The organism is Corynebacterium guangdongense, assembly GCF_030408915.1.
GTDB lineage: Bacteria > Actinomycetota > Actinomycetes > Mycobacteriales > Mycobacteriaceae > Corynebacterium > Corynebacterium guangdongense.
The window spans coordinates 958,435-982,996 of record NZ_CP047654.1 but is presented as its reverse complement, the minus strand read 5'-3'; the positions used below and the strand labels follow the sequence as shown (position 1 = coordinate 982,996).

Below are 24,562 nucleotides of genomic sequence, written 5' to 3'. Positions count from 1 at the left end.
GAAAGTTTTTCCAGTATTCTTCATGATTCTCCACCGACATAGACGGCGCTCGGGACCACGTCCGCGAGATGGACCGCGGCGAACTCAGGCGGCGGAAGTGACGCCCCAATGTGATACCCCTGGGCATAGGTAATTCCGAGCTGCTTCACCTGCTGAAGTATCCGCTCATCAGACACGAATTCCGCCACGGTTTCCATCCCCTGGGAGTGCGCCAGCTGCGTGATCGTGGAGACGATCCCCCGGTCCAGATCATCGGAGAGCGCACCCTGCACGAACTGTCCGTCAATCTTCACCAGGTCGAAGTCCAGCTGCCGCAGGGTGCGGTAGGGGTCGTTGCCTGCCCCGAAATCGTCGATCGCCCACAGCACCCCATGATCCCGCAGCCGACGTTGGAAAGCACGGGCCGCCGGAAAGTCCGTGACGGGTGAGGACTCGGTCAGCTCAATGACCAGTGATCCCGGAGGCACCTGATGGTCCGTCAACGCCCCGATGATGGCGCCGGCCACCTCCCCCGACCCCATCGACTGGGCGGAGATGTTGAGCGTGAGCCGGAACTCGGGTCGGTGCCGCTGCAGCCCGGGCAGCAGTCCGATTCCCTCCTTCATCACCCAGGAGTCGAGCCGTGATCCCAGGCCCGCGTACTCCACGGCCCGCACGAATTCCCCGGTCGGAATGACGCGTTCGGCGGGGGCCACCCGGACCAGTCCCTCCGCGAGCACGACCCGCCCCGAAGCCACCTCCAGGATGGGCTGCAGCTCGAGGGACAACGCCGAGCTCGCCAGGATTCGCTCGATCTGCTCCCGATGCAGGGGCGTCTCCACCAGCTGGTGGGGGTCGTCCCCGCTCTGGCCGCCGACGGAGCGGTTGCGCCCTTTCCGCTTGGCTTCGTAGAGTCGCTGGTCAGCGAGGATGAGCGGGTCGACTCCGCGTTGCTCGGCCTCGTCGAAGGTCACGACGCCCGCGCTGGCGGTGACGTCACACACCACCGCCGGCCGGTTCTCGAAACGTCGGTTCACGGCCGCCACGATCTGCGAGCTGAAGTCCACGGCGTCGGCGCGGGAGGCGTCAGGGAGAACGACGACGAACTCGTCGCCGCCCAGCCGCGCCACGGAACCGGCGCCCGCCACCGACTCCTCGAGGACCTCGGCGACTTCCACCAGGATTTCATCGCCCACATGGTGGCCGAGCACGTCGTTGACTCTCTTGAAGTTGTCGAGGTCAATCATGAGCAATGCCCCATGGCCCGTCCCGGGGGCGGCGTCGCTGAGGATTACCGCGAGATCGTGCTCAAGGCGACGACGGTTCTTCACGCCCGTCAGGTCATCATGGTCGGCCATGTGCAGGACGAGTTCCTGGAGTTCCTGTCGTAGGGTCACATCGACGACGTTGACCAGAACTCTCGTCGCCAAGTTCATGTCCTCCGCCATCGAGCGGAAGGACATCACCACGCTTTTCTCCTCCCCGCTGGGCGAGCGGAGACAACGGTCGGCCTGAACGGACACTCCGGGCTCCTCCATCGCCGACACAATCTCCTGGCACAGATTTCCGTCGACGCTGAAATCATCGAGGCGCTGGCCCGCCATCTGGTCGACCGGGACGCCGATCAATTCCGCCAGCGCTTCGTTGGCCTCCAGAATCGCGCCCGAAGCGTCGAGGGTGGCGATGCCCTGCGGGGCGTGTTCAAAGAGCAGCCGCGCTTCGTCGTGGGCGCGCTCGAGTCGCTGCATGGACAGGTACGCCTCTGTGCTGTCGTCGTAGACGAGCAGGGCGAGTTCCGGCTCGGCGTGATAGGGAAGAAAGAGTGGGGATGCGCTGACCGAATAGATGCGCCGGTCCGCTCCGCTGCGCGCCCCTTCCTCAAACTCCACCAGCATCTTCCGGATCTCCTCCCCCCGCAGCGCCCGACCCGCAGGGCGGGTGTCCCAGGTCAAGGGTGGGCCGTCAACCATCCGGAGGGGGCGAACCATGAATGTCTCGTCCCCGTGAGCGCCGACAACGTCCCGGGCCCTCGCATTGACCGGGGTAGCCTTGCCTGCCTTGTCGACGACGAGCAGCGCATCCGGGATCGTCGACGTGACGGTCTGCAGTTCTGACACGAACAATTCCCCCTGCTGAACGGTCGTCGACACGATCAGGGACAGGAGGAGACAAATGAGAATGAACAGCTGGGCCGCCGACGCCTGTTCGATGGTCGTGTCAGCGGTAAAGCCAAAGGGCCCTGGCCCGACCCAGTAGGCGAGGGCCGTCGCCAGGAGTGAGGTAAACACCGCGTGCAGGGTCGCCAACGGCACCGGCAGCCGGGTGGCGCTCCAGTACAACGGCAGGAGCGCCACGTACACGATCGGCAGGTTCTCCCCTGGGCCGAAAATAAACGCCAGCAATACGGCCGTGGACGCGACCACGGCCAGGCTTTCCAGGACGTCGCGACGGGTGAACCAGTGGTTGGCCAGTTCGCACAGCGCCAGACCGATTCCGGCGACGAGGATGATCCCGGCGAGATCCCGCAGGACAAGGCCGGTGTAAAGCGTCACCGACACGGCGTGGCCGGCATGGTCGATAGCCACGAGGATCAGCAGCTTGGACAGCGACACCATCATAAGGCTCGCCAGCAGCAGGAGATAGACGTCGCGTGGCCGCGTGACACGTACCTGCCCGTCGAGCTGGCGGATGCCGCCGTTCTCGCTGGTCCTGACGGGAAGCAGGCGATCGAGCAGAATAATCGCGGGCGCGACCGCGGGACCGGCCAGAATATTGGCCGCACCGCCGAGGACGGCGCTCAGAAGCGGCCGACCTTCGACCACTCCCAGGCCCACCACCTGCACGACGAAAACGACCGCCGCGACTAGGGCCAGTCCCCGGCGACTTCGACAGTTGATCGCCCACCAGGCTGCGACGCCGACGGAGGGCCAGGCGATGGCGATCTCGGTGTCCGCGTATCGGAAGTACTTCGACGCGAGAACCGCGCCGAGATAGACGAGGGCGAATAGAACGTGCCGGGTCCATGCCCGGCCGGGCGGCGGGTCAGCCACGCCCGACGGACTGAGGGCCGCGACCAGTGGAGAGCTGGTGACCATGGGTGACCACACCTTTCGCATGAGCGGCCGGAACCCCCGCACGGAGCCCATCGAGATTGTTGAACGAACAGGTCTTCGACAGGTTTCCCACAGTTTGGCCGATACCGATGAGATTACCTCGCGATCTGTGGATTCGCAGGCACTCCATCCCAGGAACCCGAGGCGGGCTCAGCGGACAAGCCGCCCGCAGCTGGGGTGTGCGGCCCCGGCTCCTCGGACCCCGTCAACAACTTGTCGTGGCTGTGCTCTGGCAAGGCGGGCATGGCGGTGACGTGGGGAATTTTAGTTCTTCGTCGGCAAACCCCCGGCCGCCAACCGCGTGAGCGCCTCACCCACCGGCCGAGTCTCCTCCACGGGCAGGCAGAACAGGGCATCCTCGAGCGAGACCGGGTTCTCAGGTCCTCCGCTGGCACTCCCGCGCGCTAGTTCCCGTCTGCCGACCTCACCGCCGGGGCACTGGCGACGCACCGCTGCCATGCCCGGCCTCAGGTGGTGACGGAACCACGAGGTGTCGGCCCTCCTTGACGCCCCGCTGGATCACCGAGTGATGATGGCGTGGGCGCCGTTGCGGCGGGCATCGTCCGCGCCCGTGACGGTGCCGGACTCGTGATCGATCTCCAGCGCCTGGACCGAGCCGAAGGGATCCCGCGACTGGGGCCAGATCTCGGTGGTCCAGCCCATCTCCTCCAACTGTCGGCGCAATTCCGGGGACGTCGTTTCCTCGAGGTAGAGATGGTTGCCCGAGGCCCGGAAGCGCGGTGTGTTGATGGCGTCCTGGAGAGCACGGTCCTGCAGGAGCCACTGGACGAGGACAGTGCCCTCGATGTTGAGAATCTGCGGGCCACCGGGGCTGCCGATCGGCAGCACAGGCGCCCCGGACACCGGGTCGAGAACCATGGTGGGGTTGGACCAGGTCACCGGGCGCTTACCCGGCGCGGGGCTGTTCGCTGCGGAGGGGATGCTGGTGAACCGGTAGAGATGGTTATTGAGGAAGTACCCGTCGACCATTTGCCCGGATCCCCAGAAGTTGAGGATCGTGTTCGTCATCGACACGGTCATCCCCTCGGCGTCGACGACGCTGACGTGCGTGGTGTTGGCGGTGCTGTCGGCGCCCGCGCCTGCCGCCGGCGGGAGCGCCCCCTCATCCTCGGCATCGTCCTGCGCCGCCAGATCCAGGTCGACGAAGGCCGGATCTCCGAGCCTGGTGAGGATGGTCTGTTCAGCATCCAGCCACGCCCGGGACAGTGTGTCGACGTATTCCGCCGAATCAGGATCCATGTGCGCGATCCCCCCAGCCTCCGCCTCCTGCAGCATGCCTATTAGCGCCACGCCTGGCAGGGCGGGCGCCGCCGAGACCACCTCGTACTCGCCGACGCGGCCGCTGACCGGTGTCGATTTCGTGGGCGTGTAGCTCGCCAGTGACTCGAGGTCCACGCCCTCGGCCTGCACGGACAGGGACTGCGCCAGGTCTCCGGTGTAGAAGTCCCGCCAACCTGCGTCGGCCAGCCGGTTCAGCGTGCCCGCGAGCTCGGGCTGCACCAGCCGGTCCCCCTCGCCGAGCGGCCGCCCGTCCGGGGCGAAGTCGGGTGAGGATGCCAACGCCGCCGTCCCGGCCGCGGCGGAGAGCCGGTTCGCGAGGTAGGACGAGACGGGGAATCCGGCGGCGGCCAGCTCGGCGGAGGGGCGGACGAGGCGGGCCCAGTCCAGCTCGCCGTACTCCTCGTGCAGACCGCCCATTCCGGCGACGAAGCCGGGGATGCCGGTGTCGGTCGACGGGATGACCCCGGCGTTGTTGACGACCTCGCGGTAGTCGTGGAACACGGGCTCACCCCCCCAGGGAGGCCACGATGGCTGAGCCACCGCCGCCCAGGCCGGAGGTCGGCGGTTCCACCACCGACTGGGCGATGGCGACGGCAATGGCGGCGTCGACGGCATTGCCCCCGTCGATGAGGACCTGCTCGCCGATCTGGACGGCGAGCGGGTGTCCGGCGCTGACGCCCGCCTGGGTCAGTGCGGGTTCCTTGACTGAGGGGGTGTCGGGCGCAGGGTTCCGTGGCTCCCCGGCCACCGACGAGGCGGCGGGGGCGGGGGCGGGTTCGTCCGGGGCGGGAGAATCCGCGGACGGCGCGCAGGAGGCCAGGGCGAGGGATGTCGTGGCGGTGAGAGCAAACAGTCGGAGGGGGCGTGGGCGAATCAGGCTCTGCAACAGCGAGGCTTCGACCTTTCTCGGGGCACGAATGCGGATTAGGAAACACAGTACGCACATCGGCGCGGCCCCCGCAGCCCGTTCACGGCTGACCCACGATCACGCCACGGTGAGCCGGGGGCTCGCCACCGGCCGACCCACCGGTGGCGACGACCGTCTCGATTCGTGCTTCCCCTCTACCGCCAGGACGGCGGTTGTCTCGCCCGAGGACCACCGACGAGAAGAGCGCCTCCAGGCGGGGAACGAACGTTGAAGGAGGGAGCCCCCGCATCACCGCTGCCGTACCGGCGCCTCACCGGTGAGCACCCGCAGCTGCCCGGTCCGTGGTCGCCAGAACGCGGCCGTGGCCGCGGTGATTCGTCTGAGCCCGGGCGGGGACAATTCATCCAGCGCCCGGAGGTAGTCCGGCACGATCTCCCGGGGCAGGCGCAGCCCCATGGTCAGGTGCGGCGTCCACCGGGGGCCACGACCGTCCGGGTTGAGGGCGCTGATCTCCCGGGCCGCGATTTCCAGTTCGTCGGAAGCTTCCAGCAGCCAGGCGACGGTCTGCTTTCGCCGGGTTCCGAAGATGACGGTGCCGACCCGCTCGAAGGTCGCCGGAATCAGCGGGGGCAGCGTCTCGGCGGCGAGCTCGACGACGGCGTCGGCCATGCGCGGGGAGAAGGTCACGGTGATGTGGGGCGTCTGGTGCTGCGTCGGAAAGCCTCGGGCCGCCAACCGGGTGAAGACCTCGCGCACCCGGCGTTCCTCCTCCGCGGGCAGGTACAACAGGATGTTGTCGGGCGATGCCATGATTTCGGGGTCCTCCACTGACGATCCGGAGCGTCACCCCTTGAGATTAACGCGCCGGGGCGCAGGACCGGTGTCGGTGGACGCCCGGTCGTGGCCGGGGCCCGACGCGGAGGTGGCGGCGCAGGGCGGCGGGGTCAGGCCATGAGCACGTATTTGAGGGTGTCGACGACCTGGTCGGTGCTCGTGCACCAGCCCTGGGCCGCCGCGTCGACCTCCTTGAGCGCGTGGACGGTGCTCTCGTCGTGGAGTGTCACGTAGGGCTTTCCCAGCGCGGCGCAGTAACCGGCGTCGAAGGCGGCGTTCCACTGCTTGTACTGGTCGCCGAAACGCACGACGACGAAGTCGGCCTTCTCAATCAGGGTGCGGGTGCGGATCGCGTTGACCTTGGCGGACTGGTGGTCACGCCAGAACTGGCTGGGAGTCTCACCCAGGTGGTCGCCGGCGGCGTCGCTGGCCGGATGGTCGGTGACCGGGGCGGTGAAGACGACGTCGAGCCCGGCGGCTTCGGCGCCCCGCTGGATCTCCGCACGCCAGTCGGTGTGGATTTCACCGGAAAGATAGACAGTGAAACTCATTGTTGGAAACTCCTGTTCGGGGTCTGGGATTCGGGGTCTGGCAGAGCTGCGCTGCCCTCGGGTGTGCCCCACCCTAATGAATCACCGATCCCGGAGCCAGGGCCTTTCCGGAGGCCGACGTAGCCGACCCGGGAAAGAAGACCGGCGCGCCACTCTTCGGAGTGGCGCGCCGGAACATCCTGGAACTACACGTTGAACTTGAATTCGACCACGTCGCCGTCGGCCATGACGTATTCCTTGCCCTCCTGGCGGACCTTGCCCTGGGCGCGGGCCTCGGCCATGGAGCCTGCTGCGTCGAGATCCTCGAAGGAGACGATCTCGGCCTTGATGAAGCCCTTCTCGAAGTCGGTGTGGATCACGCCGGCGGCCTTGGGGGCCGTGTCACCCTGACGGATGGTCCAGGCGCGGGCCTCCTTCGGACCGGCGGTGAGGTAGGTCTGCAGACCGAGCGTGCTGAAGCCGGCCTTGGCCAGGGTCTGCAGGCCCGGCTCGAACTGTCCGACGGACTCCAGCAGCTCGGCGGCCTCCTCGTCGTCAAGCTCGAGCAGGTCGGTCTCGGTCTGGGCGTCGAGGAAGACGGCGTCGGCCGGAGCGACCAGGGCGCGCAGCTCGTCCTTCTTGGCGTCATCGGTGAGCACGGCTTCGTCGGAGTTGAAGACGTAGAGGAAAGGCTTCGCGGTCATCAGGTGCAGGTCGCGCAGCAGAGCGAGGTCGATGTCGCCCGACTTGGACGCGGCGAAAAGGGTGCGGGACTCCTCCAGCAGCGCCTGCGCCTTCTTGGCCTCCTCGACGACCTCAACGAGTTCCTTGTCCTTGCGGGACTCCTTCTCCAGCCGCGGCAGCGCCTTCTCGATGGTCTGGAGGTCAGCGAGGATCAGCTCGGCGTTGATGGTGTCGATGTCGGCCTGCGGGTCGACGCGGCCGTCGACGTGGATGACGTTCTCGTCGGCGAAGGCGCGCACGACCTGGCAGATGGCGTCCGCCTCCCGGATGTTGGCGAGGAAGGCGTTGCCCATCCCCTCCCCCTCGGACGCGCCCTTGACGATGCCGGCGATGTCGACGAAGGACACCGTGGCCGGGAGGATGCGCTCGGACCCGAAGATCTCCGCCAGGCGGTGGAGACGATCGTCCGGCAGTTCGACGAGGCCGACGTTCGGCTCGATGGTGGCGAAGGGGTAGTTCGCGGCCAGCACGTCGTTACGGGTAAGGGCGTTAAAAAGCGTGGACTTGCCAACGTTGGGCAGGCCGACAATTCCAAGAGTAAGGCTCACGCGCACCGATTCTAGTCCACCCGGCCCCGGAACCCGTGGTCCGGGGTGCCGGACCCGCCCGTCCCCTCGGCCCCGCCGGGAATAGGGCAAGATGGGGAATCGTGAGTACGAAGCCATCCGACAGTCAGTCCCCGGCCGCCGGAGGTGCCGCGGACGAGGAGGAGCTCTCCCGCGAGGAGCTCGCCGCGCTGCACAACGACGACCCGGTCCACGACCGCATCGACCGTTCCATCGTCATCGGTTCGTGGCTGAAGCAGGTCGCGCTCTGGGCGCTGCGCCTCCTCATCATCGCCGTCGCCGCCTACGCCCTCTGGTTCGGACTCAAACAGTTCTGGGCCGGCATTCTGCCGATGGTCCTGGCGCTGATCGTCTGCACCGTCCTGGCCGGGCCGACGACGTGGATGCGTCGCCGCGGCCTGCCCAGCGCCCTGGCCGCGATCATCTCCGTGCTGCTGTTCTTCGGCGTGTTCGGCGCCGTCATCGCGATCATCGCCCCGGACATCGCCCGGCAGTCGCAGGTGCTCTACCTGCAGGCGCTGGAGGGGATCCAACGCCTGCAGCTGTGGTCGCAGGGGCCGCCGCTCAACCTCAACAGCGAGGACGTCAACCAGGTCGTCAACGACGTGGCCTCCTGGATCCAGGGGGAGAGCGAGGCGATCGCCGGCACGGTGTTCTCCGGCATCTCCACCGCGACCAGCCTGGTCATCACGTTGTTCATGGTGCTGGTGCTGGTGGTCTTCTTCCTCAAGGACGGCCACCGGTTCCTGCCCTGGTTGCGCTCCGTCATGGGCCGCCGCGCCGGCTGGCACGCCACGGAGCTGCTGACCCGGTCCTGGGACACGCTGGGCGGATACGTCCGCGCCCAGGCCATCGTCTCCGCCGTCGACGCGTTCTTCATCGCGCTCGGACTCTGGCTTCTCGACGTGCCGATGGCCTTCACCCTGGGCATCATCACCTTCATCGCGGGCTTCATCCCTTATATCGGGGCGTTCTCCGCCGGTGCCCTGGCGGTGCTCATCGCCCTGGTGTCACAGGGCGTGACGACCGCCGTGCTCGCGCTCGGCGTCGTGCTACTGGTCCAGCAGCTCGAAGGCAACATCCTCTCCCCGTTGCTGCAGTCCCGGGCGATGAACCTCCACCCGGTCATCGTCCTGATTTCCGTCGTCGTCGGCGGCGGCCTGTTCGGCATCGTCGGCGCCTTCCTCGCGGTGCCCGCCGCCGCCACCCTCGCCGTCGCGTTCCGCTACATCATGGACATCACCATGCTGCAGACCGGAGAGCGCAACGCCGCCGACATCGACTTCTTCACCCCGGAGGGCCGGGCGACGGGCAAGGTCAACGAGGAGCGGGGTCGCGAGCTGCGCCGCCAGTGGCGCGAGGACAGCGCCTTCTACGCGGAGGCCGAACGGGAGTTCTCCGCCACCGGGGACTCCGCCGACGCCTTCGCCGCCGTCCTCACCGGTGAGGGCCGGGCCCCCACAGACAAACCGGGCCAGGACGCTTCCCGACGTCCCGGCGGCCGCCGCGTCCGCCGGGTCGTCCAGGCCGGGCGGGATTCCGTCGAACGGATCATCGGGGGCAGGCGGTTTCGCTAGCGCGCCCTGTCGGCGGCGGGCGGAACACTGAGCCACTTGAGTTCTTTTCTTCTGTTCCAGGGTTTCCGCTCTCCGCCTTTCTCGACGTCTTCTCCCCCACTCCAGAGTTCGTCGGGTGCTTCATGGCGGCCGACCCCTTCCTCGACGCGGCGCTCTCAATGGGCCCGGAGCTGCGTGAAGTCGTCGTCGAGCGCAACGTGGTCGCGGCGCCCGAAACGCCACGATCTCCTCCATGGACTCGCGCATCATGGTCGCGGCGCAGCGCCTCGCCGACATGGAGGTCGCCGCCCGGACCGACCAACAGTGGCCGAGGAGCACGCCCGTCCCCTGCCCTCCCCACCACGCCGCCTGGAACTCGGGCGGGACCGCCGGAACGAGTGACGGCAGGGACATGACTGGTCGGGGGTGACGGCGAGGGGTTAGAATGCCGTCTGTGTCATACGTTCAGTCGCGATCCCATCGCCATCAGCAGAACCGGTTCACCGGTCTTCCCGTGTGGTCGGCGCTCGCGATCTTCGGGGCGGCACTGATCACCGGTCTGCTCATCAGCCTCAACGGCCAGGCCATCGGCCTGCCGTTCCTGCTGTCCTTCGCCGTCGCCGCGGTGGTGGCCACCCTGCTCGTCGAGGCCCGTGGGCTGTTCCTCACGATCGCCTCCGGCCCGATCCTCTTCGTCGGCTTCACGGTGCTGGCGTCCTGGCTGGTGACGCAGAGCCAGTCGGCGGAGGGCTCCGATCCTTTCTCCACGACCGCGATCATCACGTCGATCTACCCGCTGACGCAATATTTCCCCTGGCTGTTCTGGGCGACCGCGGCCTGTGTCCTCATCGGCGCGCTCCGGCTGTGGCTGCTGCGGCGGGCCGCCCGCCACGCGGAAAACCTGGAGCGGGAGCGGCGCCGACGGGCCGTCGAGGCCGAACGCGAAAACCGCGACCACTACGCCAGCGCCCGCGCCCGCACCGCCCGCCCGAGCCGGCGGATTCGGGAGGGCGAGGAGCGCATCACGGTCCAGGAGCTGATGGAGCGCAACCGCGGCCGGGACGGGCGGGATCTCCCCGGCCGCTGACCCCGAAGATGACACCCCGGGCGCGGCCTTCCTTCGTGAAGACCGCGCCCGGGGTGTTTGGCTTCCCTTAGGCCCGGGCCGGCTGGGTGCGGGCCGGACGCAGCTCGCGCGGGAGGGAGAAGATCGTGGACTCGGTGGTCGTGGTCACCGAGGTGACGTCATCGTAGCCGCGGGCGGCCAACCACTCGAGCACGTCCTTGACGAGGATTTCCGGGACCGAGGCGCCGGAGGTGACGCCGACGGTGCGGACGCCCTCGAGCCAGGCCTCGTCGATCTGGGAGGCGAAGTCGACCAGGTGGGAATCCCTGGCGCCGAACTCCAGGGCGACCTCGACCAAGCGCTTGGAGTTCGAGGAGTTCTGGGAGCCGACGACGATGACCAAGTCGGCGTCCGGGGCAATCTCGCGCACTGCGAACTGACGGTTGGTGGTGGCGTAGCAGATGTCCTCGCTCGGCGGATCCTGCAGATGCGGGAAGCGTTCCTTGAGCTTGTTGACGATCTGCATCGTCTCGGTCACCGACAGCGTGGTCTGGGACAGCCAGACCAGCTTCTCGTTCTGCAGCCACTCCGGCAGGTCGTCGACCTCATCGAGGTTGTCGACGATGTGGGTGACCTCCGGGGCCTCACCGTAGGTGCCCTCGACCTCCTCGTGGCCGTGGTGGCCGATGAGCAGGATGTGGTGGCCGTCTCGGTCGAAGCGGACGGCCTCCCGGTGCACCTTGGTCACCAGCGGACAGGTCGCGTCAATGGTCTGCAGGTTGCGGTTGATCGCCAGCTCACGCACCGCCGGGGACACACCGTGCGCGGAGAACACCAGGTGTGCGCCCTCCGGAACCTCATCGGCCTCATCAACGAAGATGACGCCCTTCTCCTGGAGGGACTCCACCACGTAGCGGTTGTGAACAATCTCCTTACGCACGTACACCGGGGTACCGTACTTCTCGACGGCCTTCTCCACCGTCTCGACAGCGCGGTCCACGCCAGCGCAGTAGCCGCGGGGCGCGGCCAGCAGAACCTTCTTCTCTCCAACAGTCATGGAACCCAGGGTAACCCAAAGGAGTCCAAGATAATAGACTGGTATCTCCAGTCCAGCGATTTAACACAAATTATTACTGGTTTTTTCGCCCGACCTGACCAGCCCGACAGAGAGGTGGAGCCCACGTGACCGCATCCGCGTCACCCGCCAACCCAGACAGCACCCCGGAGCGCAATCCGGCCAACAACACCGCGGAGACGGCCTGGCCGGTCGCGAAGTTCAACACATCCGTCCAGCGCTGGATCGACCGGCTCGGCTGGCTGTGGATCGAGGGCCAGATCATCCAGCTCAAGACCAGCCCGCGCTGGTCGGCCGCCTACCTGACGCTACGTGACGTGGAACAGGACTCCTCCGTCTCCGTCCGGGCGGACGTTACGCTGCTCAACGCCGCCAGCGCCCCGATCAAGGAGGGCGACCGCGTCGTCGTCCTGGGCAAGGCGAACTACTACGAGAAGAAGGGCACCTTCTCCCTGACGGTCACCGACATCCGGCACGTCGGCATCGGTGACCTGCTCGCCCGCATCGAGCAGCTGCGCCAACGGCTCGCCGCCGAGGGGCTTTTCGACGCCTCCCGCAAGCAGCGCCTGCCGGTGCTGCCCAACCGGGTCGGCCTGATCACCGGCCGGGACTCCGCCGCCCAGCGCGACGTCCTCTCCGTCGCCCAGGGCCGCTGGCCGCAGGTGGACTTCCGCATCATCAACACCGCCGTCCAGGGCGTGCGCACCGTCCCGGAGGTGGTCGCCGCGCTCGAGGCGCTGGACGCCGACCCCACCGTCGACGTCATCATCATCGCCCGCGGCGGCGGCTCGGTCGAGGATCTGCTCCCCTTCTCTGAGGAGGCGCTCGTGCGCGCGGTGGCTCGGACCCGGACCCCGGTGGTCTCCGCGATCGGCCACGAGCCCGACAACCCGGTACTGGACAACGTGGCCGACCTGCGGGCGGCCACCCCGACCGACGCGGCCAAGCGGGTGGTGCCCGACGCCGCCGAGGAGCTCGCGGGCATCAGTGACGCCCGCGCACGCATGGCCGGCGCCTTGCGGGGGTGGGTCCAGCGCGAACGCGCCTCGCTGCGGCAGCTGCGCTCGCGCCCGGTGCTGGCGGATCCGATGCGCCCCATCCAGCGCCACCGGGAGGACGTCGACAACGCCGTTCGCCTCATCCGCCGCGACATCCAGCACCTGCTGATGGCCGAGCAGTCGCGGGTGGCCGGACTGCGCGGCCAGGTCGCCGCGCTCGGCCCGTCGGCCACCCTCGCCCGCGGTTACGCCGTCGTGCAGGTCCAGCCCCGCGACGGATCCGAGGCCGAGGTCGTCACCTCGATCGAGCAGGCCCCGCCCGGTTCCCAACTGCGCATCCGCGTCGCCGACGGGTCCATCACCGCCGCCGGCATGGGCGCCACGCCCGCCAATTAACCAGCCACACCCATCACCAAAGGACGTAGACAACGATGACAGACAACCCCAACACCTTCGGTAGCGGCGATGTGCGTGAGGACGCCTTTCCGCCCGTGGAGCAGCTCAGCTACGAGCAGGCCCGCGACGAGCTCATCGAGACCGTGAAGATCCTCGAACTCGGCCAGATGGGACTGGATGAGTCCCTCAAGTACTGGGAGCGCGGGGAGGCGCTGGCCAAGCGCTGCGAGGATCACCTCGCGGGCGCCGCGCGTCGCGTGGAGCAGGCCCTGGCCGGCAGTCGCGCCCCGGAAGACGGCGCCGGCGGAAACGGCGGCGCCGGCGGCGAATTCTGACCGTGGCTAGCGGGAGTCGCTGACGTCAATCGGCTCAGCGCTCAGTGCCGCGTCCATGAGCTGACGGAAATCCTCCTCCGTGGCGACGCCGCTGACGAGGAGGCGGGTCTGGCCGGTGTCCGCGACCCAGAGGTCACGGACGTCGCGCTCCGTGGACTCGTACTTCTGCACTTCCCTGCCCTCGATTGTCTCCGTGCCCGACAGCTCGCGCGGGTAGGCGTCCACGCCCCGGACCGCGTCCTCGACGCCGACCCCGGTCTGGGTCAGCTGGAGGTAGCCCTCCTCCTCGGTGACCCAGCCGACGACGGAGGCCGGCTCACCGTCCACCTGCGTGCGACGGGCGGAGTTGGCGGTCCACTCGGCCGGGGCGACCGGTGAGACGATGGGGAAGTCCGCGCCCCGAGCCTCCAGGTCCAGAAATGCCTGTTCGTCGATGGCACGCACGGTGCCCGGGTCAGGCTCCCCGGTCTTGAGGTTGATCAGGCCGGTCGGCACGACGACGATCAGCATCAGAACCACGATGAAGACCATCGACAGGGTCATGTCCCGGCCGCCTTGAAAGATCCTGGGTCTGTTCTCTTTTGCCACGTCGCACAGTATGACATGTCCCCAGCTCGTGCGGACAATCCCGGGCACGGCACACCCAAATTCATCACATCATTAAGTGGCGGTTGTGTGATTTGCCCCGGAACCACCCCCCGCCACCCTCAAAAGGGTGCGATATGCCCGCCGGAGGCATGGGTGAGGTGCCAGAATGGGTCCGGGCGGGTTGTGCCCCGTCCGTTTTGATTGTCCGCAGTGCGCCAGGAGGCCAGGAACCACATGAGTGAGCAGAAGTTTGAACGTCCGGATCGCAACCTCGCGATGGAGCTCGTCCGAGTGACCGAGGCGGCGGCCCTGGCTTCCGGCCGTTGGGTCGGCCGCGGCAAGAAGAACGAGGGTGACGGCGCCGCCGTCGACGCCATGCGCCAGCTGATCAACTCAGTGAGCATGCGCGGCGTGGTCGTCATCGGCGAGGGTGAGAAGGACGAAGCTCCGATGCTCTACAACGGTGAAGAGGTCGGAACCGGGGATGGCCCGGACGTCGACATCGCGGTCGATCCGGTCGACGGCACCACCCTCATGGCCGAGGGCCGCCCCAACGCCATCTCCGTCATCGCCGCCGCCGACCGTGGTTCGATGTACGACCCCTCCGCGGTCTTCTACATGAACAAGATCGCCACCGGCCCGGAGGCCGCGGGCCTGATCGACATCCAGGCCCCGGTCGCCCACAACATCCAGGTGGTCGCCAAGGCCAAGGGCATTGACACCGACGAAGTCGTCGTGGTGGTCCTGGATCGCCCCCGCCACGTGGACCTCATCCGGGACATCCGCGAGGCCGGCGCCAAGGTCCGCCTCATCTCCGACGGTGACGTCGCCGGCGCCGTCGCCGCCGCGCAGGACACCAACACCAACTCCGTCGACCTCATGATGGGTATCGGCGGCACACCGGAGGGCATCATCACCGCCTGCGCGATGAAGGCGATGGGCGGCGAGATCCAGGGCGTCCTGGCCCCGCGCGACGACGCCGAGGCGGCCAAGGCGCGCAACGCCGGCCACGACCTCAACCGCGTGCTGCTGACCAACGACCTGGTCCGCTCCGACAACACCTACTTCGCCGCCACCGGCGTCACCAACGGCGACATGCTCCGTGGCGTGACCTACCGCGCCAACGGCGCCACCACGCGTTCGCTGGTCATGCGCTCCAAGTCCGGCACCATCCGCCACGTGGAGTCGCGCCACCGTCTGGAGAAGCTGCAGGAGTACTCCGCCGTCGACTACTCCGATCCGAACAAGCGCTGACGGCACCGCTGCCAGCGCCCCGGTTAACCGCCCCGCCCCGGACTCGGGCGTTCCGGCGGTCTGCCTCGACACCGGGGCCGCCACCCCCTCCGTCCCCCCATTTTCACGCCTCCCGTGCGTACCGGTCGTCCGAAATTCGGTACCGTCATAGGCACAGATCCGCAAACTTTGATTCATCAGAAGGTGAGCAACAGCATGACTGAGCAGGAATTCCGCATCGAGCATGACACCATGGGCGAGGTCAAGGTCCCGAAGGACGCCCTGTGGCGCGCGCAGACCCAGCGTGCGGTCGACAACTTCCCGATCTCCGGCGGTGGTCTCAACTCCCTGCAGATCCGCTCCCTGGGCCTGCTGAAGGCAGCCTGCGCCCAGGTCAACAAGGATTCGGGCGCACTCGACGCGGACAAGGCCGACGCCATCATCGCGGCCGCCGGTGAGATCGCCGAGAACAAGCATGACGATCAGTTCCCGATCGACGTCTTCCAGACCGGCTCCGGCACCTCCTCGAACATGAACACTAACGAGGTCATCGCCTCCATCGCCAAGAACAACGGCGTCGAGGTTCACCCGAACGACCACGTCAACATGGGCCAGTCCTCCAACGACACCTTCCCGACCGCGACCCACGTCGCCGTCATGGAGGCCGCCGTACACGACCTGATCCCGGGCCTGGAGGTGCTGCACGCCTCCCTGAAGGCCAAGGCCGTCGAGTTCAACGACGTCGTCAAGGCCGGCCGCACCCACATGATGGACGCCACCCCGGTCACCCTGGGCCAGGAGTTCGGTGGCTACGCCCGTCAGATCCGTCTGGGCATCGAGCGCGTCGAGGCCACCCTCGGCCGCGTCGGTGAGCTGGCCATCGGCGGCACGGCCACCGGCACCGGCCTGAACACCTCCGCCGACTTCGGTGCCAAGGTCACCGAGGAGCTGAAGAAGTCCACCGGCCTGGAGCAGCTGTCCGAGGCCGTCAACCATTTCGAGGCCCAGGCCAACCGCGACGCCCTCGTCGAGCTCTCCGGCGCCATGCGCACCGTGGCCGTCTCCTTCAACAAGATCGCCAACGACATCCGTCTCATGGGCTCCGGCCCGCTGACCGGCCTGGCCGAGCTGAAGATTCCGGAGCTGCAGCCGGGCTCCTCCATCATGCCGGGCAAGGTCAACCCGGTCCTGTGCGAGTCCGCCACCCAGGTCGCCGCCCAGGTCATCGGCAACGACGCCGCGGTCGCCTTCGGCGGCGCCGGCGGCCAGTTCGAGCTCAACGTCTACATCCCGATGATGGCCCGCAACGTCCTCGAGTCCGCCACCCTGCTGGCCAACATGTCCCGGGTCTTCGCCGAGAAGCTGGTCGACGGCCTCGGCGCCGACACCGAGCGCATGAAGAAGTACGCGGAGTCCTCCACCTCCATCGTCACCCCGCTGAACTCCGCCATCGGCTACGAGAACGCCGCCAAGGCCGCCAAGCACGCTCTCTACCAGGAGATGACGGTCCGTGAGGCGGTCATCGACCTCGGCTTCGTCGACGGGGAGAACCTCACCGAGGAAGAGCTGGACAAGCGCCTCAACGTCCTGTCGATGACCAACCAGGATCGCGACGAGAAGTAGGCCGCACCTCGACGCGCGAACAGCGCCCCGGCGACGACGTCACCGGGGCGCTGTTCCGTTTTCCGGGTCTTTTCCTAGAACTCGTGCTCCATGCGGCCGATGAGGTAGTCGTCCGGGGTGACGAGGTAGTTGCCCTCGTCGTCGATGTCGCTGACGGTGATCACATGCCCGTCCCGCCACAGGTGCACCCGGGGCGAGACCATGGCCTCGGGCTGTCGGCGTCCGGAGTCCACCCCGAGGGCGATGGCCGCGGCTCCCGCGGCCATGACGTGGAGGCCGTGGGCCAGATCCTCCCCCTCGGACACGTCGCGCACCAGCAGCATCGTCGGAGTCGGCACGGCGAAGAGCACCCCTTCGGAGGGGTCCACCTGGGGTAGCCGCTGGTCGAGGAACTTCTCGAAGACCAGGGGCGCCGAGGAGAGATAGAAGCTCGGGCTGGTCAAGGCCCAGGCCCCGGCGGTGAAGTCCTCGCCGACGACGGAATGGTAGTCCACGTCGATCTCAGTGGCTTCCAATGCCCGCTGGAGATTGGCCCGTCCGGCGCGGCGCAGCGTCGCGGCGTCGTCGGCGTCGGCGTCGGCAAGGCTGGCGGCGTTGACCGGCACGACGGCCTCCCCCACCTCGAAGGCGAAGCACTCGAGCAGGTCGGCCCCGACCGCAGCGACGGCGGCCTCCCCGATGATGCGCGCGTCCTCGACGTCGGTGGGGTCGACGACGTACTCGTGGTCGGCGAAGTGCGGGCGGCCGTCCGCGGGCAGGCGCGGCATCAGGACGGTGCGGAGATTGCGGTAGATCTCCGCGGTCGAGAGGTTCCTGACGTCCGCGACGGCCGTGGCAACGGTCACGAAGGACTCGGTCCAGGTGGCCACGGCCTGCGGCGAGGAGTCCCCGCGCAGACCGTCGATCAGCGGATCCAGGTCGAGGACGGTGGCGTCGCCGTCGCGGCGCAGCACCACCGCGCTGGGCTCAAAACTGACGTCGTAACCGAGCGCGGTGAAGTCGGCGGTCAGTTTCCGGCGTACCTCGTCCGCGCGCGCGAAACTCAACCCGGCCATCTGTTCGTCCTGCCTGCCGCGTGGCGCCCCCGGGTTGTGGGACACCGTCTTCTGCGTCGTCGACCGGATTTGGGGGCGGCGGACGCCGTCGGCGCGCAGCCGCTGCCAGAAGGATGACGAACCCCATACAGCCATGTCGTGGCTCCCTCCTACTCGTGAATAGAACCACCCTAGCCGTTCTGGATGCGCAGCAGAAGATGCGGCGTCGGCCTGATAGTGAGCTCGCGGGTGTCCGGGTCCCAGCCGGAGATGGTGGTGACCTCGCCCAGGTAGCTCACGTGCAGCAACGGCGAGACCTGCTCACTGCTCTGGTGGGCGATCTCCAGGGCCGCGCCCGCGATCGCGCCGAGACCCTCGAGCAGATCGGTCCCGGAGGTCACCGGGCGGGCCAGGAGGGAGTGCCGCGTCGGCATGGCGAAAAGCACGCCCTCCGAGGTGTCCAGCTCCGGCGCCCACACCGGCAGGACGTCCTCCATTATCAGCGCCGCGCTGGCGGTGTAGACGCTGCCGGATTCGAAGGTCCAGAGCCAGGCGCCCTCATGCTCCGGCCGGGTATGGGGGCGTGCGACGGTGACGTCGGCGCGGCGCAGCTCGGTACGGAGGTTGCCGCGGGCGGCGCGAATGAGCGTGTCCATGTCGTCGAGCTCGCGCAACCGCGACAACGGCATGGTCTGGACGGTGTGCTCGGTGTCCAGGACCAGACTGACCGAGGTGTCCAGCGTGAAGGGTGTGAGCACGGCGGCGTCCTCCGGCCGCGCGGCGGAGTCCGGGTCGGCGGGAGTCGGGGTGACCCGGAGGCGCAGGCCCCGGTAGAGGGCCGCGGCGTCCATGGTCCCGGCCGCCGGGTCCGTGAACACCATGTCGACGACCTGCCGGGCCGCGAACTCCGCGGCGCGCGGATGCTGGGACGCGGCCACCTCCCGGGCGAGATCCGCCAGCCGGACCCGCATGACTCCGCGTCGCGCCTCGGTGATGACTGCGGTGGGCCCCTCGTAGTGGACCAGCGCGCCCCGTGTGCGCAGTTGGGAGGCCAGCTGCCCGCGCAGTGCCGTCGCCCCCCGGCGCGTCAACGGGGCCAGGTCCGGGTCGGGTTCACCCGCCGAACGCAGCCGCCGCCACCAACCCCACATGCCGTCGCCTCCACGTTCTTCGCCCCGGGGCACCCCGCGCGCCGAGCGGCGCCGGGGCGTTGACGCTGCCCATTGTCACACCGGCACGGCGCCGGCGTGGCCACCGGGGTGGCCGAAGGCGGGTCAGGAGTGATCCTCCAGGAGACTGGTCACCAGTTCGGCGATGGCGGAGCGCTCCGAGCGCTGCAGCGTGACGTGCGCGAACAATTCGTGATCCTTGAGCTTCTCTATCACGGCCTGGACGCCGTCATGGCGGCCAACGCGGAGGTTGTCGCGCTGGGCGACGTCGTGGGTGAGCACGACCCGTGAGCCACGACCCAGGCGGGACAGCACCGTCAGCAGCACGTTGCGTTCCAGGGACTGCGCCTCGTCGACGATGACGAAGGTGTCGTGGAGGCTGCGGCCGCGGATGTGGGTCAGGGGCAGGACCTCGAGCAGTTCGCGATCCTGGATTTCCTCGAGCACGTTCTCGGAGACCAGCCCCTCGAGGGTGTCGTAGACGGCCTGCGCCCAGGGGTTCATCTTCTCGTTCTCATTGCCCGGCAGGTACCCGAGGTTCTGCCCGCCGACGGCGTAGAGGGGCCGGAAGACGACGATCCTGCGGTGCTCGCGCCGCTCGAGGACGGCTTCGAGCCCGGCGCACAGGGCGAGCGCGGACTTGCCGGTGCCGGCTTTTCCGCCGATGGAGACGATGCCCACGCCATTGTCCATGAGCAGGTCGAGCGCGATGCGCTGCTCCGCGGAGCGGCCGGAGAGCCCGAAGGCCTGCTGGTCGCCGCGCACCAGGCGGACGGTGCCGTCGCGGCGGACCCGGCCGAGCGCGGACTGGCCGGCGCTGGTGAGCTTGACGCCGCAGTGGACCGGCAGGTTCTCGACGGCTTCACCGGTGGTGGTCTCCGCCTCGCCGAGATCGACCCAGCCGTCCCGGTAGAGGGCGTCGATGAGCGAAGGGTCCGTCTCGACGGAAACCATGCCAGTGTAGCCGGTCAGGACGACGTCCTGGGCGTGGTACTCGTCGGCGTCGAGGCCGACGGCGCCGGCTTTGACGCGCAGCGGGATGTCCTTGGTCACCAGGACGGTGGTGTTTCCCTCCAGTTGGAGGTTGAGCGCGCAGGCCAGGATCCGGTGGTCGCCCTCGGTGCCTCGGAAGGCCAGCGGCAGGATCGACTGGTCCTGGTGGTTGAGCTCGATGCGCAGGGTGCCGCCGTCGTCGTTGGCCTGCACCGGCAGGTCGAGGCGGTCGTTGTTCTGGCGCAGCTCCTCCAGCAGGCGCAGCGCCTGGCGGGCGAACCAGCCGAGTTCGGGGTGGTGGCGCTTGCCCTCAAGTTCGGTGATGACCACCAGTGGGAGGACGACGTGGTGCTCGGCGAATTTCCGCAGTGCCCAGGGGTCGGACAGCAGGACGGAGGTGTCGAGGACGTAGGTGATCACTCCCGTTCTTCGGTCCGGGTCGAGCTGGCGGAGCGGGCCGATCTCGAGGCCGGGGTCCTGCGTGTTTCCGGCGCCGTCGGTGGTGTCGAGCAGTTCAGTGGTCGGGTCGAACATGTGGCTGCGTCCCCTCGGGTGTCCGACGGTGCGGGTACCCGCGCCGCCGGCTGATGGTAGAAGTTTCTCCACTCCCGCCCGGACTGCCGATACCAGCACGCACCCGGACGAGCCGTCCGGGGCGGTGCGCTACGCCGGTCGATGGTCCTTCCTTCTCGTGCGTCGGTTTCCACGTGGGTTGGCCAAGACCTGCCTCACGTCCTCCCGGAACACGGCCCACCTTAGGGAGGCCAGGTTGAAATTACATTGTTGGCAGGTGAACCTTAGGTGTCTAGGAATGGGGCGCCGCGGTCCGGGCGGGAAACCGGCGGACGGCGACACCCCGCGCGGGGTGTCGCCGTCATTCCTCGTCAAACCTAGGATTCGCCGCCCGGGGTGACGGTCTCGGAGAAGGTGCCCGAACCGTCGTCGGTCCAGGAGATGGTGCCGTTGGCGAACTGCTGGATCCAGCCGTTGCCCTCGTCGGTCTCCTCTTCCTCGCCGGTCGGCAGGCCGATGGAGTTCTCCAGTCCGCCGCCGTCGCGCCAGACGCGGGCGATCTCGCCGACGACCTGGTTGGTGCCGTGCTCCTCGGAGGTGACGAGCAGGTCGCCGCTCTCGAACTCGGCCATAGCCGCCTGGTCACCCTCGGTGACCTGGACCGGCTTGCCGAACTCCTCCGGCACATTCTCCAGCTCCGAAGCGAAATCCTCGGTGACCAGGACGGTGGAGCCGTCGGCCAGGGTCAGGGAGACGGAGTTGGCGGCGTCGCCTTCGGCGGCCTCCTCGGTGGAGTCGGCCGCGTCAGCCGGGGCGTTGGTCTCCTCGACGGTGCTCTCGCCCTCCTCAACCTCGGTGGGATCGGCTTCCTCGGCGGGCACCGTCTCCTCGACGGTGCTCTCGACCTCGGAGGTCTGCACGTTCTCCTCGTTCTCACCGGCGCAGGCAACCAGACCCAGGGACAGCGTGGTGGCTGCGAGTGCCCCGGCGAGACGACGGGTAGTGAACTTCTTCATGATTCTTCTTCCCTTCATACCGAGTTTCCTTATCGTTTACTCTTATAAACTTAGCGTTTCTCAGCGCGACCTGCGGCGACCCTTACCCCCGGATTTGTCTATCCGGAAGTTCGGCCGCCCCCGTCTCTCCTGCTTGGCGAGGGTTTTCTCCCGGGCACTGCGCTTCGGCGCGGCCTGTCTGGATGAGTTGGTGGTGCGCCCGCGGGCGATTCCCACGAAGTCCTGGATGGCGTCGGAATCCGCTTCCCGACGCCAGACCAACGCAATCTCCGTGCCGGGCACCGACCGGTCGACGAGCTCGAGGGCGACCACCTGCTTCTTGGACAGGACCCTGATCAGCGGGCGAGGCGCGATGGCGATGCCGACGTTCGCGCCGACGACCTGCAGTGCGGCCCGCAGTTCCCCGTAGTCGATGGAGCCGTCCTCGGCGATGCGGTAGTTCAGGATTTCCCCCTCCAGATCCCGGGCGAGGACCTTCTCCCCCAGCTCGGCGAAGATGGAGTCCTTGGGCACCGCCACCCCGCGGGCCTCCTCGTAGAGGCGGACGGTGTGGAAATCCTCGGTCAGGCGGGCGTCCGGGAGCCTGGCCAGGGCGAGGTCGGCGCTGCCGTCGAGCACCAGGCCCAGCGCGTCATCGGAGTCCAGGGTGAGCAGGCCCCCGTGCTCAGTGCGCTGCCGGAATCGGTGGAACCATTTCCCGGGCTCGGTGCCGGTGACGAAAGCGAGGGTGAGCATGCCTGAATGCTACCGTGGGCGGTGTGACTGAGAACAACGCGAACAGCGAGAACACGCACGTCGAGCCCTCCGGCCGCGCGATGAAGGCCGCCACCGCCGCCAAGAAGTTGGGCATCTACCTGCCCGCCACCCCGCAGGAGTTCCAGGACTCCGCCGTAACCCACGCCGGGTTGCGCGAGCTCCAGAACAACCCGCCCCAGTGGCTGCAGGACCTGCGGCTCGAGGGCCCGCACCCGCGCCCGGTGGTCGCCCAGAAGCTCGGCGTGACCATCGCCGCGCTCAAGCGCAACGAGCTGGACAAGCCGCTGACCACGGCCGAGATCAAGGAACTGCTGACCAACCAGCCGGAGTGGCTCAGCGCCGCCCGCACCCAGCTGGCGGAGCAGCGCCTGGAGGGCGCCCCCGACGAGGAATCCGAGGACTAGAAGTCCCCGGTGATCGTCTCCCCGTCATCGCCGGCGACGGAGACGCTCACCGACTCTCCCAGGGCGATTCGGGCGTTCAGCGATCCGCCGGCGCCGCTCACCCGGTAGGCGATGAGCTCATTGCCCAGCTCCGTGACTTCGACCCGCGCCGTGCTGAGCCAGGAATGGCGGCGCCGAAACGCGATGAGGTCGTGGTGCCACCGTCGCATCCACCCGCCGAGGGGGGCGAGCCCCGCCGGGGAGTCCGGCAGGGCCGGTCGGACCGCGTCGTCCGCCTCGAAGCCTGTGCCACGCACCCCGCGGAAGGCCTGCTCGTCGCCGTAGTAGACGCTCGGCACACCGGGCAGGGTCATTAGCAGAGCGACAGCCGCCGCCGCCCCGGCGTCGCCGACCGTGCTGGCGATGCGGTCGACGTCGTGATTGCCCACGAAGGTCTGCATGTGGCCGGCGTCCAGGAACCCGTTGTGGCGTTCCAGCGCATGGGCCAGCTCATGGAAGTTGTGGTCCTTGAGCGAGCTCCAGATCGCCTTCCACAGTTCGTACTGGGTGACGGCGTCGAGGTGCCCGGCCCGGAGAATCTCCGCGTAGTCGCCATGGATGACCTCGCCCAGGAACACCGCGTCCGGATGATTCTGCCGGACCCGCCCGGTGACCTCGGCCCAGAACTCCCCCGGCACGGCGTAGGCGACGTCGAGGCGCCAGCCGGCGACGCCCCTGCCCAGCCAGTGCTCCATCACCGCGACGACTTCGTCGGCAACCCGGGCATCGGCGTGGTTGAGCTCCACCAGGTCGTCGTGCCCCTCCCAGCCTCGCCCGGTGGTCAGCCCGGCGCGGGCCCAGGGGTGCCCGGCGGCGACGTGATTGAAGACGCCGTCCAGCAGGACGGAGATGCCCCGCTGGCGGCACTGCGCCAGGAAGGCGTCGAACGCCTCGTCACCGCCGAGACGTGCGTCGATCCGGTAGTGGTCGAGGGTGTCATAACCGTGGCTCACCGACTCGAAGACGGGACCGAGCAGGATGGTGTCGCAGCCCAGCTCGATGGCGTAATCGAGCCACTCCGCGCCGGTGTCGATGCCGCGGCCCGGTGTGCCGGTCTGACGGATGCCCGCGCCGGTGGCCCCCAAGGGATACAGGTGCCAGATGACGGCGTGATCGAGAAGTGCCATGTCGCTCCTTATTGAGCTTGGTTCAACAACGCTATTGAACCTAACTCAGTAGCTGCTAACGTGTCAACCATGAACACCCGCAGACGACTGAGCACCGCCGAGCGTCGCCACGACATCCTCACCGCCGCCCGGGAGCATTTTCGCCGCTCCCCCTTCGCCGAGGTGTCCGTCCCGGCGATCGCCGATGACGCGGGCAGTTCCCAGTCGCTGATCTACCACTACTTCCGCTCGAAGCCCGGCCTGCATACGGCCACCGTCGCCCACGCCCTGGAGTCCCAGCACCGGCGCCGGGCCGAGGCATTGGCCGCCCTCGAGGACGGCCAGCCCCTCCACTACCGGGTGGAGACACTCTTCCTCGCCCACCTGGACGCCATCGCCGAGGAGCCGCTCCTGCTTCCCGGGGCGACGGAGCCGGAGTCGACGCTGCTGGTGCGTCGAGAAGCGGAGACTGCGTTCGCCCAGGAACTCTCCGACCTGATCGGCGTCGGAGACGCGACAGCCCGCCACCGCTGGGCGGTGACGGGCATCATCGGTTTTCTGCACCGCGCGGCCGGACTGTGGTCACGCGACGGCTTCCCCGCCGACCAGCGCCGCCCCCTGATCGAGGCCACGCTGGGAGCGATGGAAGGAGCGCTCGGCGACTGGCGGGTCGGCGGCTGAACCGGCCCGGGTCCGCCGATGCCCGGGGTCGATGCCCCTTAAAGC

General features: G+C 68.2%; 22 protein-coding genes. 8 read left to right on the top strand and 14 right to left on the bottom strand.

Translation table 11 applies throughout. From position 1 onward, the window contains the following. Positions 1–20 precede the first annotated feature (20 nt). The 6 genes from CGUA_RS04715 to ychF all read right to left on the bottom strand — a co-directional run bounded on the left by CGUA_RS04715 (position 21) and on the right by ychF (position 7,918). Entirely contained in the window at positions 21–3,074 is a 3,054-nt protein-coding gene (locus CGUA_RS04715; protein WP_290197936.1) for a bifunctional diguanylate cyclase/phosphodiesterase, read from the bottom strand. Between the two features lie 537 nt (positions 3,075–3,611). Continuing rightward, the gene (locus CGUA_RS04710) at positions 3,612–4,895 is read right to left on the bottom strand and encodes a gamma-glutamyltransferase (RefSeq protein WP_290197935.1); all 1,284 of its coding nucleotides are present in this window, start codon (positions 4,893–4,895) and stop codon (positions 3,612–3,614) included. Between the two features lie 4 nt (positions 4,896–4,899). Continuing rightward, positions 4,900–5,280 (bottom strand): gamma-glutamyltransferase, encoded by a 381-nt coding sequence (locus tag CGUA_RS04705; protein ID WP_290197934.1) that lies wholly within the window; start codon positions 5,278–5,280, stop codon positions 4,900–4,902. A 270-nt stretch (positions 5,281–5,550) separates the two neighbouring features. Continuing rightward, the gene (locus CGUA_RS04700; RefSeq protein ID WP_290197933.1) at positions 5,551–6,072 is read right to left on the bottom strand and encodes a 2'-5' RNA ligase family protein; all 522 of its coding nucleotides are present in this window, start codon (positions 6,070–6,072) and stop codon (positions 5,551–5,553) included. A gap of 134 nt (positions 6,073–6,206) precedes the next feature. Then, the gene (locus CGUA_RS04695) at positions 6,207–6,647 is read right to left on the bottom strand and encodes a YtoQ family protein (RefSeq protein ID WP_290197932.1); all 441 of its coding nucleotides are present in this window, start codon (positions 6,645–6,647) and stop codon (positions 6,207–6,209) included. 185 nt (positions 6,648–6,832) lie between these two features. Then, the gene (gene ychF / locus CGUA_RS04690; RefSeq protein ID WP_290197931.1) at positions 6,833–7,918 is read right to left on the bottom strand and encodes a redox-regulated ATPase YchF; all 1,086 of its coding nucleotides are present in this window, start codon (positions 7,916–7,918) and stop codon (positions 6,833–6,835) included. A gap of 101 nt (positions 7,919–8,019) precedes the next feature. On the opposite strand from ychF, the gene CGUA_RS04685 reads away from it, so the two are divergent. Both CGUA_RS04685 and CGUA_RS04680 read left to right on the top strand, forming a co-directional pair. Then, a complete protein-coding gene (locus CGUA_RS04685; protein ID WP_374725023.1) occupies positions 8,020–9,513 on the top strand; it encodes an AI-2E family transporter in 1,494 nt (497 codons plus the stop codon). A 433-nt stretch (positions 9,514–9,946) separates the two neighbouring features. Continuing rightward, positions 9,947–10,579, top strand: coding sequence for a DUF6542 domain-containing protein (locus tag CGUA_RS04680; RefSeq protein WP_290197930.1), 633 nt, complete (start codon positions 9,947–9,949; stop codon positions 10,577–10,579). Between the two features lie 67 nt (positions 10,580–10,646). On the opposite strand, the gene CGUA_RS04675 is transcribed toward CGUA_RS04680, so the two are convergent. Continuing rightward, the gene (locus CGUA_RS04675; RefSeq protein WP_290197929.1) at positions 10,647–11,615 is read right to left on the bottom strand and encodes a 4-hydroxy-3-methylbut-2-enyl diphosphate reductase; all 969 of its coding nucleotides are present in this window, start codon (positions 11,613–11,615) and stop codon (positions 10,647–10,649) included. Positions 11,616–11,740: 125 nt separating this feature from the next. On the opposite strand from CGUA_RS04675, the gene xseA reads away from it, so the two are divergent. Both xseA and CGUA_RS04665 read left to right on the top strand, forming a co-directional pair. Continuing rightward, positions 11,741–13,027: an exodeoxyribonuclease VII large subunit gene (gene xseA / locus CGUA_RS04670; protein WP_290197928.1), complete on the top strand. Its 1,287-nt coding sequence runs from the start codon at positions 11,741–11,743 to the stop codon at positions 13,025–13,027. 35 nt (positions 13,028–13,062) lie between these two features. Beyond that, entirely contained in the window at positions 13,063–13,362 is a 300-nt protein-coding gene (locus CGUA_RS04665) for an exodeoxyribonuclease VII small subunit (protein ID WP_290197927.1), read from the top strand. 6 nt (positions 13,363–13,368) lie between these two features. Here the strand turns inward: CGUA_RS04665 and CGUA_RS04660 are convergent, their stop codons facing one another. Further along, complete coding sequence (locus CGUA_RS04660) at positions 13,369–13,950, bottom strand: DUF4245 domain-containing protein (RefSeq protein ID WP_290197926.1); 582 nt, start codon at positions 13,948–13,950, stop codon at positions 13,369–13,371. 234 nt (positions 13,951–14,184) lie between these two features. Between CGUA_RS04660 and glpX the strand changes: the two genes are divergently transcribed. Both glpX and CGUA_RS04650 read left to right on the top strand, forming a co-directional pair. After that, entirely contained in the window at positions 14,185–15,204 is a 1,020-nt protein-coding gene (gene glpX, locus CGUA_RS04655; protein ID WP_290197925.1) for a class II fructose-bisphosphatase, read from the top strand. A gap of 195 nt (positions 15,205–15,399) precedes the next feature. After that, the gene (locus CGUA_RS04650) at positions 15,400–16,806 is read left to right on the top strand and encodes a class II fumarate hydratase (RefSeq protein WP_290197924.1); all 1,407 of its coding nucleotides are present in this window, start codon (positions 15,400–15,402) and stop codon (positions 16,804–16,806) included. Positions 16,807–16,880: 74 nt separating this feature from the next. On the opposite strand, the gene CGUA_RS04645 is transcribed toward CGUA_RS04650, so the two are convergent. The 5 genes from CGUA_RS04645 to CGUA_RS04625 all read right to left on the bottom strand — a co-directional run bounded on the left by CGUA_RS04645 (position 16,881) and on the right by CGUA_RS04625 (position 22,266). Beyond that, complete coding sequence (locus tag CGUA_RS04645) at positions 16,881–17,996, bottom strand: hypothetical protein (protein WP_290197923.1); 1,116 nt, start codon at positions 17,994–17,996, stop codon at positions 16,881–16,883. A gap of 35 nt (positions 17,997–18,031) precedes the next feature. Then, on the bottom strand, positions 18,032–18,991 hold the full coding sequence (locus CGUA_RS04640) for a hypothetical protein (protein WP_290197922.1): 960 nt from the start codon (positions 18,989–18,991) through the stop codon (positions 18,032–18,034). Positions 18,992–19,114: 123 nt separating this feature from the next. Further along, on the bottom strand, positions 19,115–20,536 hold the full coding sequence (gene phoH2, locus CGUA_RS04635) for an RNA 5'-3' helicase PhoH2 (protein ID WP_290197921.1): 1,422 nt from the start codon (positions 20,534–20,536) through the stop codon (positions 19,115–19,117). A 356-nt stretch (positions 20,537–20,892) separates the two neighbouring features. Then, positions 20,893–21,531, bottom strand: a complete 639-nt coding sequence (locus CGUA_RS04630) for an LGFP repeat-containing protein (RefSeq protein ID WP_290197920.1) — start codon at positions 21,529–21,531, stop codon at positions 20,893–20,895. A 60-nt stretch (positions 21,532–21,591) separates the two neighbouring features. Beyond that, positions 21,592–22,266, bottom strand: a complete 675-nt coding sequence (locus tag CGUA_RS04625; RefSeq protein ID WP_290197919.1) for a LysR family transcriptional regulator substrate-binding protein — start codon at positions 22,264–22,266, stop codon at positions 21,592–21,594. Between the two features lie 80 nt (positions 22,267–22,346). Between CGUA_RS04625 and CGUA_RS04620 the strand changes: the two genes are divergently transcribed. Beyond that, a complete protein-coding gene (locus tag CGUA_RS04620) occupies positions 22,347–22,691 on the top strand; it encodes a DUF5997 family protein (protein WP_290198312.1) in 345 nt (114 codons plus the stop codon). Here the strand turns inward: CGUA_RS04620 and CGUA_RS04615 are convergent. Beyond that, positions 22,688–23,857, bottom strand: coding sequence for an alpha-amylase family glycosyl hydrolase (locus CGUA_RS04615; RefSeq protein ID WP_290197918.1), 1,170 nt, complete (start codon positions 23,855–23,857; stop codon positions 22,688–22,690). The genes CGUA_RS04620 and CGUA_RS04615 overlap by 4 nt on opposite strands. 69 nt (positions 23,858–23,926) lie before the next feature. Here CGUA_RS04615 and CGUA_RS04610 point away from each other — a divergent pair, with 69 nt between their 5' ends. Further along, complete coding sequence (locus CGUA_RS04610) at positions 23,927–24,517, top strand: TetR/AcrR family transcriptional regulator (protein ID WP_290197917.1); 591 nt, start codon at positions 23,927–23,929, stop codon at positions 24,515–24,517. The last annotated feature ends 45 nt before the right edge of the window (positions 24,518–24,562 follow it).